The sequence below is a fragment of the Microvirga sp. BSC39 genome, from assembly GCF_000739015.1.
Classification (GTDB): Bacteria; Pseudomonadota; Alphaproteobacteria; order Rhizobiales; family Beijerinckiaceae; genus Microvirga.
Window position 1 is genome coordinate 1 of sequence record NZ_JPUG01000013.1, and the last position, 1,227, is coordinate 1,227.

The following is a 1,227-nucleotide window of genomic DNA, read 5'->3' on the forward strand; positions in this document are numbered from 1 at the left end:
TTCGCTCGTTCATAATCATCAAGGATGTACGTGTTCCCCATTGTCAGACAGCTGTATGCAACCAATCTATCAATATTCTTTAAATTAATGCCGTAGGAGCAGTAAAAGCGTGCTTGAGTCATTTTATTTTGACTGAACGCTGAAGCACCTAGCAGAGCCATCAAACGGTTATAATAAGTAGCTTTTAATATCATCATTGTTCTCGATTAAATCAAGATCTACAATAGTCGACATTTCTGCAAGATTAGAGTATTCTGCCACTTCAAGGTAGTAATACAATGGAATTATGTATGTAAATACCCTCATTTCCTGTGTCTTGGGATCGAGCTTTCCAATTGCTTTAAGTGCCTGATGTGCGTTTAATTCGCCTTTGTCTTGTCTACGTTTGATCTGATACATCGCAGCCCATTCACGTTCAATTGGCAAGCTGCTATTGATTAATTGTTCAATCAATGTGTCAGTTTGTTCACACTGTTTATTGATATCTGACATTTCAAGTTGTACTTTTACATCTACATTCGTTTTTTCAACTTCTCTCTCTTTAACTGTCAATGAAATAGCCCCCTAATTAAATCACTCTAATAGAACTTATGATCCCATTAAAATTAATTGGCAGGAATATGGTATAGACTTTATCGACTTTTCTGGGATTGATTTAAGTATAATCTAATCAAAATTATTAATCAATATCTTTTATCTTATAATTTATAATTTATTCATTTTATTTTAATAACTTATTATTTATGTTATTATGAGAGCAAATAGTTAATACCGGAGGAACAATATGATGAGTGAACAAGTGATTCATAAAATCGCTAACTTAATAAAAACTCATAGAAAAATGGTTAAACGCTTCTCTACTACAGAACTTGCCAACATGGTTGGTGTAAGTCAGGCTACAATCTCTAATATAGAGAATGGAAAGTTTGGTAAAAGAGCAAATAGTATAGCTACAGTTAAAATAATATTTGAAGTATTAGACATTCCAGATACAGATCCAGAAATTAGATCATTTCTTAATATTAAAGATGACGAAATTTCCAAAGAGGTAATTAGAGGATTCGGATTGACAGTACCTATTACTAGAACAACTAAAGTTAGGATTGATGTTGCTGCTGAAGTAAATGCTAAACAACTTCAATATCATCACCTAACAGATGAAGAACAGTCAGAAATAAATGAGATATTCAATTTTGAAAGTGAAGTTTTAATAAGAAGTGTCATGGA

At 32.2% G+C, this 1,227-nt stretch carries 2 protein-coding genes; one reads left to right on the top strand and one right to left on the bottom strand.

The window, feature by feature from the left end; genetic code table 11:
• Window positions 1-168 precede the first annotated feature (168 nt).
• Window positions 169-552, bottom strand: a complete 384-nt coding sequence (locus tag MA07_RS01170; protein WP_200879300.1) for a hypothetical protein — start codon at window positions 550-552, stop codon at window positions 169-171.
• A gap of 232 nt (window positions 553-784) precedes the next feature.
• Here MA07_RS01170 and MA07_RS29380 point away from each other — a divergent pair.
• Window positions 785-1,227 (top strand): helix-turn-helix transcriptional regulator (locus MA07_RS29380; protein ID WP_152568673.1); only part of this gene is annotated, 443 nt, incomplete at its 3' end.